General features: G+C 34.0%; 10 protein-coding genes. 6 read left to right on the top strand and 4 right to left on the bottom strand.

Annotation, left to right across the window (positions count from 1 at the left end):
- Positions 1-33: 33 nt before the first annotated feature.
- Genes lpxA through ABJI11_RS13785 form a run of 4 tightly spaced genes read right to left on the bottom strand, consistent with a single transcriptional unit; the run spans position 34 to position 4,493 of the window.
- Positions 34-819, bottom strand: coding sequence for an acyl-ACP--UDP-N-acetylglucosamine O-acyltransferase (gene lpxA / locus ABJI11_RS13800; protein ID WP_348353347.1), 786 nt, complete (start codon positions 817-819; stop codon positions 34-36).
- A gap of 1 nt (position 820) precedes the next feature.
- A complete protein-coding gene (locus tag ABJI11_RS13795; protein ID WP_348353344.1) occupies positions 821-2,221 on the bottom strand; it encodes a bifunctional UDP-3-O-[3-hydroxymyristoyl] N-acetylglucosamine deacetylase/3-hydroxyacyl-ACP dehydratase in 1,401 nt (466 codons plus the stop codon).
- Positions 2,222-2,223: 2 nt separating this feature from the next.
- Positions 2,224-3,240: a UDP-3-O-(3-hydroxymyristoyl)glucosamine N-acyltransferase gene (gene lpxD, locus ABJI11_RS13790; RefSeq protein WP_348353341.1), complete on the bottom strand. Its 1,017-nt coding sequence runs from the start codon at positions 3,238-3,240 to the stop codon at positions 2,224-2,226.
- 23 nt (positions 3,241-3,263) lie between these two features.
- Complete coding sequence (locus tag ABJI11_RS13785) at positions 3,264-4,493, bottom strand: HD domain-containing protein (protein ID WP_348353338.1); 1,230 nt, start codon at positions 4,491-4,493, stop codon at positions 3,264-3,266.
- A gap of 86 nt (positions 4,494-4,579) precedes the next feature.
- Here ABJI11_RS13785 and ABJI11_RS13780 point away from each other — a divergent pair, with 86 nt between their 5' ends.
- The 6 genes from ABJI11_RS13780 to ABJI11_RS13755 form a co-directional block, all read left to right on the top strand.
- On the top strand, positions 4,580-6,124 hold the full coding sequence (locus tag ABJI11_RS13780) for a PglZ domain-containing protein (protein WP_348353336.1): 1,545 nt from the start codon (positions 4,580-4,582) through the stop codon (positions 6,122-6,124).
- Positions 6,125-6,134: 10 nt separating this feature from the next.
- On the top strand, positions 6,135-6,548 hold the full coding sequence (gene tsaE, locus ABJI11_RS13775) for a tRNA (adenosine(37)-N6)-threonylcarbamoyltransferase complex ATPase subunit type 1 TsaE (RefSeq protein ID WP_348353333.1): 414 nt from the start codon (positions 6,135-6,137) through the stop codon (positions 6,546-6,548).
- A gap of 220 nt (positions 6,549-6,768) precedes the next feature.
- Complete coding sequence (locus ABJI11_RS13770; RefSeq protein WP_348353330.1) at positions 6,769-6,900, top strand: hypothetical protein; 132 nt, start codon at positions 6,769-6,771, stop codon at positions 6,898-6,900.
- A 98-nt stretch (positions 6,901-6,998) separates the two neighbouring features.
- Positions 6,999-7,670, top strand: coding sequence for a hypothetical protein (locus tag ABJI11_RS13765; protein ID WP_348353327.1), 672 nt, complete (start codon positions 6,999-7,001; stop codon positions 7,668-7,670).
- A gap of 80 nt (positions 7,671-7,750) precedes the next feature.
- Positions 7,751-8,950 carry an alanine dehydrogenase gene (locus ABJI11_RS13760; RefSeq protein WP_348353324.1) on the top strand — a complete coding sequence of 400 codons (1,200 nt, stop codon included), beginning with the start codon at positions 7,751-7,753 and terminating at the stop codon, positions 8,948-8,950.
- A 71-nt stretch (positions 8,951-9,021) separates the two neighbouring features.
- Positions 9,022-9,362 (top strand): DUF4258 domain-containing protein (locus tag ABJI11_RS13755; RefSeq protein ID WP_348353321.1); only part of this gene is annotated, 341 nt, incomplete at its 3' end.

The raw sequence follows: 9,362 nt of genomic DNA, 5'->3' as shown, positions 1-9,362 counted from the left end.
TTAATATTGTTATCTTAAGTTTAAAGTAATAGTTTAATTATTGCTGAAATATCCTTTCATGATACCACGTTGAGAATCACGAATAAATTGTAATATTTCATCACGCTCAGGAGTTGCTTCCATCTCAGCTTCAATAATTTGTACAGCTTGCGTGTTATTGTAGTTCTTTTGATAAAGAATTCTATAGATGTTCTGTATTTCTCTAATTTTATCAGAAATAAATCCTCTACGTCTTAATCCTACAGAATTGATACCTACATAAGATAACGGCTCTCTAGCAGCTTTTACATATGGTGGTACATCTTTTCTCACCAAAGAACCACCTGTTACAAAAGCATGCTGGCCTACGGACACAAACTGGTGTACTGCAACCAAACCTGCAAGAATTACATTATCACCTATGGTGACATGACCAGCTAATGTTGAGTTATTTGAAAAAATACAATTATCGCCTACAAGGCAATCGTGCGCAACGTGGCAATACGCCATAATAAGGCAGTTTTTACCAATTACCGTTTTCATACGATCAGATGTACCTTTATGTATTGTAGCACATTCTCTAATAGTTGTATTATCACCAATTACAACGGTAGTCTCCTCCCCGTCATATTTTAAATCTTGTGGAGATGCAGATATTACTGCACCTGGAAAAATATTACAATTTTTACCAATGCGAGCGCCTTCCATTATCGTCACATTAGACCCGATCCAAGTACCATCACCAATAACAACATTATTATGAATAGTTGTAAAAGGTTCAACTACTACATTTTTAGCAATTTTAGCTCCTGGATGTATATAGGCTAAAGGTTGATTCATTCTAAGTTCTTTTTACAATTTGAGCCATCATTTCAGCTTCACTTACCAATTTATCGTTGGCATAAGCATACGCTTGCATATGGCATATTCCCCTTCTAATCGGGGTAATTAAACTACAGTGGAAAATTAATGTATCTCCAGGTAGTACTTGTCTTTTAAATTTAACCTTATCAATTTTCATGAAAAGCGTTAAATAGTTTTCAGGATCGGGAACGGTACTTAAAACTAAAATACCACCTGTTTGTGCCATTGCCTCTACTTGCAATACCCCTGGCATTACCGGAGCTCCAGGAAAGTGCCCCACAAAAAAAGGTTCGTTCATAGTAACGTTCTTCATACCCACGACATGAGAATCTGAAAGTTCTAAAATCCGGTCAATCAATAAAAACGGAGGTCTGTGTGGCAGCATATCCATAATTTTATGGATATCCATTAATGGAGGTAAACTAAGGTCGTATTTAGGTACGTTATTACGTTTCTCTAATTTAATGATTTGCGCTATTTTCTTAGCAAACTGGGTATTTACAAAATGACCTGGTTTATTAGCAATAACCTTACCTCTAATTCTCGTACCCGCCAAAGCTAAATCGCCAATAACATCTAATAATTTATGACGTGCAGCTTCATTTGGCTGATGTAATGTTAAATTATCTAAAATACCATTTGCTTTAACAGAAAGCTTCTTCTTATTGAAAGCTTTCTCTAATTTTTTCATGGTCTCTTCAGATATCTCCTTATCCACATAAACAATGGCATTATTTAAATCACCACCCTTAATAAGTCCGTTTTCCAACAAAGCTTCCAATTCATGTAAAAAGCTAAATGTACGTGCATCTGCAATTTCCGCCTTAAAATCAGAAATTTTTTCTAATGTAGCGTTTTGAGTACCTAAAACCTTGGTACCAAAATCTACCATAGTTGTAACTTGGTAAGTATCTGAAGGAATTATGGTTATTTCGCTACCTGTTTTCTCATCTCTATAAGAGATAACTTCTTTAACTATATATTCTTCACGAAATGCATCTTGCTCTACAATACCGGCTTTTTCTAAAGCTTCAACGAAAAATTTAGAAGACCCATCCATAATCGGTGGTTCTGCGGCATTTAATTCAATTAAAACATTATCTATTTCTAAACCCACCAAAGCAGCCAAAACATGCTCTGAAGTTTGGATTTTTACGCCGTTTTTCTCAAGGTTTGTTCCTCTTTGAGTATTGTTCACCAATGTGGCATCTGCAGGTATAACTGGAGCGCCTTCAAGGTCAACCCTTTTAAAGGCATAACCATGGTTTTTATCCGCAGGAACAAACTTTATAGTTACGTCACTTCCGGTATGTAAACCTACTCCCGTAAGACTTACTTCTTTACCTATTGTTCTTTGTTTAATAGTTGTTGTGCTCATCGTCAATCTTTCTTTTCTAAGGTGTCGATTCTACTTATTATTCTTGGTAAATTCTTAAAATGAACATATGATTTATTGTAATCACCATAATTTAATGCGGGCGAGCCTTGCAGTACTTCATTGTCCTTTACATTTCTACCTATACCCGATTGTGCTTGTATTTTAACGTTATCGCCAATAACTATATGACCTACAATACCAACTTGACCACCGATCATGCAATGTTTACCAATCTTAGTTGAACCAGCAATTCCGGTTTGAGCGGCAATTACTGTATGCTCACCAATTTCAACATTATGCGCAATTTGTATTTGGTTGTCTAGCTTTACTCCCTTTCTTAAGATGGTAGAACCTAAAGTTGCTCTATCTATAGTAGTACCTGCACCAATATCAACATTGTCTTCTAAAATAACATTACCGGTCTGTGGAACTTTGGCAAATTCTCCATTTTCATTTGGCGCAAAGCCAAAACCGTCAGCACCAAGCACAGAGCCGCTATTTACCACACAATTATTACCGATTATAGTTTCTGAGTACACCTTGGCACCTGCAAAAATGGTAACGCTATCACCTATTTTTACGTTATCGCCTATATATACATTAGGATAAATTTTTACATTATCCCCTAAAGAAACATTGTTGCCCAAATATGCAAAAGCACCAATATAAACATCAGTACCATAGGTAGCAGATTCTGATTTAAATACTGGTTCTTCTATACCTACCTTATTGTTCTTTACTTGATTATAATATTCTAATAATTTTGAAAACGACTTATAAGCATCTTCTACCTTTATTAAAGTAGTATCTAAATCTTGTTCTGGAACAAAACTCTTGTTTACTATAGTAACTGATGCTTTTGTCTTGTATATGAATGAAGTATACTTAGGATTAGCTAAAAAAGTAAGGGAACCTTCTTCGCCTTCCTCGATTTTAGCAAGTTTATGTACGGCTATTTCTGGATTTCCATGCACTTCTCCTTCTAAGATACCTGCAATCTGACCTGCTGTAAATTTCATGGGCGTAAAAGTAAGAAAAATTGTTAAACCCCTTCTTTAGGATAACACATATAATATTTGGTTACCGTTTTTGAAAGCGCATTTAAATTAAGGTGGTCAGATAATTTGGCAACATCTGTAATCTTTCCATTTTTCCTTAAAATGTTGATAGTCTGGTGTTGCCTATCGTAAGCTTTATTTTTAAGCTCGCCTTTAAAGACAAAATACGATGCATCTTCATCTGTAAGATTATATTGGTTTTTTACTTTGTTTAAGTGCATTAAAAACTTGCTATCGCTAATAGGTTCTTTTTTTACTTTGATATGAAGTAGTTTTCTGTTGATAATCATCTCGCATAAAGAAGCCAGAACAAAATCGGTTGAATATTGCCATTCCTTTAAAGCCGCTAGAATATCAATATCATCAAGTTTGGCAAACCTTGCCAAGGTCTCATTATCAAAATTATTAATGTCTATATGGTGAGTCAGAAAAAAATGTAAGGCCTTAGTAGAATTTAAAGTTTCACCTTTTTCAATTAAGAAACGAGCCCGCTTTAAAATACTAATCAGCAAACGCTCTGCTACAACTGCAGTCTTATGAAGATAAACTTGCCAATACATAAAACGGCGTGCCATTAGAAACTTCTCTACCGAATAAATGCCTTTTTCTTCAATTACTAAATTACCGTCAACCACATTCAGCATAGTAATTAATCGCTCTGCGTTTGTATTGCCCTCTGCAACCCCTGTATAGAAACTATCTCTTTTTAAATAGTCTAATCTATCCATATCTAACTGACTAGATACCAATTGATTTAAGAATTTTTTTGAATGATTACCGGTAAATATGGAAATGGCCTCCGTTAAACTTCCGTTAAAACGACCATTAAGTTCTTCCATAAATTGAAGAGAAATAAACTCATGACTTACACCTTCTACAATACTATGCTCCATAGCATGAGAAAAAGGTCCGTGACCAATATCATGCAAAAGAATAGCACACAATAGTCCTTCTTCTTCTTTTTCAGTAATCTCAACACCTTTAAAACGAAGCACTTGAATAGATTTCTGCATTAAATACATACAACCTAAAGCATGATGAAATCTGGTATGATGTGCACCTGGATATACTAAATAAGATAAGCCCATTTGTGAGATTCTACGAAGCCTTTGAAAGTAAGGATCTGCAATGAGGTCAAAAATGAGCGCATTGGGAATTCGGATAAATCCGTAAATTGGGTCATTAAAAATTTTCAATTTGTTTGATGTCTTCAAGATAACGTCGTCTTTTCTGGAATTAACATTTCAAAGTTATACAAAAGCATTAGCATAGAATTTGATTATTGTCAAATAATAATTCAATGAACAAAATAAAAATATTGTGGGTAGATGATGAAATTGATCTACTCAAGCCACATATCATCTTTTTAGAATCTAAGAACTATAGTGTAATCACCTGCCAAAGTGGACAAGAAGCTTTAGAAGAGTTAGCGGAAACAAGAGTAGATATCGTTTTTTTAGACGAGAACATGCCCGGTATTTCTGGACTTGAAACACTTTCTGAAATAAAAATTATAGATAATTCTTTACCCGTAGTAATGATTACCAAAAGCGAAGAAGAATCTATAATGGAAGAAGCCATTGGCTCTAAAATCGCAGATTACCTTATAAAACCGGTAAATCCTAACCAGATATTACTTTCATTAAAAAAGAATTTAGACCACTCTAGATTGGTTTCAGAAAAAACTACTAGTAACTATCAGCAAGAATTCAGAAAAATTGCTATGGATCTCTCAATGGTAAACACTTACCAAGAATGGGCAGAATTATACAAAAAACTTATTTATTGGGAATTGCAGTTAGAAGAAATTGAGGACAGCGGTATGTTTGAAATATTAGAGTCTCAAAAGACAGAAGCAAATCAACAATTCGGAAAATTTGTAGAACGTAATTATGAAGATTGGTTTACGGATATAGATGCACCGGTAATGTCTCATACCTTATTTAAAGAATGGATAGCTCCAGAAATCAAGGACCAAAAAACACTATTAATAGTAGTTGACAATTTACGTTACGATCAATGGTACGCTTTTGAAGATACGGTGAACACATTTTACAAAAAGAAAAAGGAAGATTCTTATTATAGCATTCTACCAACGGCTACACAATATGCACGTAATGCCATATTTTCAGGGCTGACTCCGCTTGCCATGGAAAAAAAATATCCAGACTGGTGGAAAAACGATACCGATGAAGGAGGTAAAAACTTATTTGAAGACAAGTTTTTAGGTACCCAATTAAAAAGATTGGGTTTAGATTTAAAGTGGGAATATCATAAGATTAGCAGCTTAAAACAAGGCAAACACCTTAGTCAAAATTTTAAGGGACAAAAGGATAACGACTTAACGGTAATTGTCTACAATTTTGTAGATATGCTTTCACATTCAAAAACAGAAATGGAAGTAATTAAAGAGTTGGCATCTAATGATAAATCTTACCGGTCATTGACTACCAGTTGGTTCAAGAACTCACCAATGTTAGAAATCATTCAACAAGCACAAACTTTGGGAATGAAGTTGATTATTACAACAGACCATGGAACCATAAACGTAAAATCACCCTCTAAGGTTGTTGGAGATAGAGATACAAGCTTAAACTTGCGCTACAAAACCGGTAGAAGTCTAACCTATGAAAAGAATGATGTTTTAGCCGCAAAAGACCCAAAATCAATTCACTTGCCAAGCATTAACATGAGTAGCTCTTATATTTTCGCCAAAAACGACTTGTTTTTTGCATACCCTAACAATTACAATCACTATGTAAGTTATTATCGAAATACTTACCAACATGGCGGTGTTTCTTTAGAGGAAATGATAATTCCTTTTGTAGTTTTGGAACCTAAATAATTTATGAAAGATGGAGTTCATTTATCAAGAAAGTGAATTAAGAAATGTTGCAAAGCAAATCATTGAACACACCAGCAGTAAGACCCTAGCATTTTATGCCCCTATGGGAGCAGGAAAAACTACATTAATCAAGACACTTATTAAAGAATTAGGTAGTACAGATAATGCTAGCAGCCCTACTTTCGGGCTCGTCAACGAATATGCTTTAGAATCAGGGGAATTACTGGGCTATCATTTCGATTTTTATCGTTTAGAAGACGAAGAAGAAGCTATGGACATGGGGCTTGACGATTACTTAGATTCTGGTGTTTGGGTTTTTATGGAATGGGCAGAAAAAATTCCCAATCTACTACCTAAGGAAGTTCAAAATATTACTATTGAGGTTTTAGACGAAACTACAAGAAAGCTAATTCTCTCACAATAATAACCTTCCATAAAAAATAATTACCTGATAATGTTAGCGAAACATCGTTCTGAATAAATATTTATTGCATTTTTTCGATGAAAAACTAACAATTCGACAAAAAGCACAAAAAATCGGTTTAAACACTTGATTTTTACGACAAAAGGGAATTAAGTTGTATATTTTTTCTTACGTTTGTAGGACAAACTAAATATTTAGTATAACCAAAAATCCCTTGAAAATGAAAAACAAAAAAACATTACTAGCTTCAATCGCTTTGGGCGTATTTTTATTAGCAATGGCTGCACCAGTTATTGATATTGACAATCAACAGGTTGGAATAGATAAAAGAAAATTAAAAGAAAAGATTTAGTTTTAAATTTTTTCTTTTGAAAAAGGACGTATTTTAATACGTCCTTTTTTTATACTTTTTCTTGAATATCGTCGTTAAAAGTCTATAGATAATTATTAATGACGCGCAAAGTAAAAAATAAGGAAGCCCAAAGGAAGATTCTTATGGAATCTATAATGGTTTTTTTCATAGCCATTTCTCCCTTTTTATATAAGCTTTATGAATATATTCCAGAAGCTAACAATAGCTCTATTACCATATTAGGTATAACTATAGATAGTCATGGATTTGCAGATGTCTCTACCTTCATTTGGTTTATGATGGGTAAGATAGTCCCTTTGTATTTATTAATATTCTGGTTTCTTACAGTTAAAAATTGGTGGTACCATATAATTCTTATACCAATTGCTATGTATGCTTTTCAAATTTTTGAAGTGCTATACAACTACGATAACGACATTGATACAGAAAATCTGCTTTGGCTGCTACCTATCTGTATCATAATTATTCCGTTTGTTTACTTTTTAAGAATTAAATTGTATGACAAATATGTTTTAGGAATTGATTTAGAAGCAATGGATGCCGAGTTGAAAGAACTAAAAGAAAAAGATTTAAATACCTCAAAAAAAAAAGTTAAAGACAACCTAGATACTGAAGGTAATTTTAATATACCTACCATTTCAGAGGATATTGAAACTACACTTTCAACAGGGAACTTAGAAAAAATTTTCAAACATATTCAAGATCGTATACAAAGCTTGTTTCATATGAAATCTAAGTCTTCATCATAAATGAGTACAATTCATTGATTTCTTTAAAAATTGTACATTTGAGTTTCAAGTCAATGATTTGAACAACTCATTAATAAGTTATGAATCAACCCACCTCCCCTTTTAGTAAGCACCAATTAATTCCGCAAGAGGAAACCCTAGAAGTTTTACGTCAAAAAGGAGAATTATTTATTGGTATTCCAAAAGAAAATCAATACCAAGAAAAAAGAATTTGCCTTACTCCTGATGCCGTAAATGCCATAACAGCAAACGGACATAGAGTTTTAATAGAATCTGGAGCAGGCGAAGGTGCTCATTACTCAGATGCAGATTACGTAACTGCAGGCGGGGAAATAACAAGAGATACCAAAAAGGTTTTTGCCTGTCCTTTAATTCTAAAAGTAGAACCGCCTACGCTCACAGAAATAGAATATATAAATCCGCAAACAACAATTATATCTGCGCTTCAAATAAAAACACAATACAAGGAGTATTTTGAGGAATTGGCAAAAAAACGGATTACCGCCATTGCCTTTGAATACATTCGTGATGAGGAAGGGAAATATCCTGCAGTACGATCGCTTAGTGAAATTGCCGGTATATCATCTGTTTTAATTGCCGCAGAATTAATGGCGGCTAATAATAATGGTAACGGACTAATGTTTGGAAACATCAGTGGTGTACCACCTGTAGAGGTTGTTATCATTGGCGCAGGAACAGTAGGTGAATTTGCAGCACGTTCTGCAATTGGTATTGGAGCAAACGTAAAAGTATTTGACAATTCTATAACCAAACTTAGAAATATACAGACCAACTTAAAACAAACGGTCTACACATCTACCATTCAACCAAAAAACCTTTTAAAAGCTTTAAAACGTTGTGATGTCGCAATTGGCGCAACACGTGGTAAAGACAGATCTCCAGTTGTCGTAACCAGTACAATGGTAGAACACATGAAAAAAGGTGCTGTCATTATTGACGTAAGTATTGACACGGGAGGATGTTTTGAAACCAGTGAAATAACCGACCACAATAAACCCACAAGAAAGAAGTTTGACGTTATTCATTATGGTGTACCTAACATACCATCAAGATACCCTAAGACGGCATCAGTCAGTATTAGCAATATTTTTACTCCGTACTTATTGAAAATTGGTGAAGATGGCGGTTTAGAAAATTCACTTCGATTTGACAAAGGTCTTCGTAACGGACTTTACATGTATCATGGCATTCTAACCAACAAGTCCGTTGGCGAGTGGTTTGACCTACAATACAGTGATATTAATTTTTTAATTTTCTAGAATAGGCATAGCAATACTTTTTCTATCCATAATAAAAGGCATAATTTCGCAGACTTAATGATTGGTAAAGTATGAATGCGGATTTTATAAAGAGGTTAGGTTTTTTCTTGGTAGGATTATCTATTGGTATTGTATTTCTAACTTTTTTCCTAAAGAAAAAATCTCAAGAAACGGGAGTATATTTTTGTTATCTACCAGACTGCAGAACACTAAAAGACATTCGTTCAAAATCTATGTACTATAGTGATGAAGCAAAACAAAAACTTCAAGAGTTTGAATTAGACTCTATAGCCGTTACATATATCTTAACCGAAGGTGATGTTGATTTTAGCAAAAGTGATACAAAATCCGTTCCCTGTAAAACATATATTGTAGAGTCTGATTACAAGGAACGTGATTATATTTTTACTGT

This window comes from Maribacter sp., assembly GCF_039968975.1.
Classification (GTDB): domain Bacteria; phylum Bacteroidota; class Bacteroidia; order Flavobacteriales; family Flavobacteriaceae; genus Maribacter.
The sequence above is the reverse complement of the archived record's forward strand: the minus strand, read 5'-3'. Positions and strand labels throughout refer to the sequence as shown.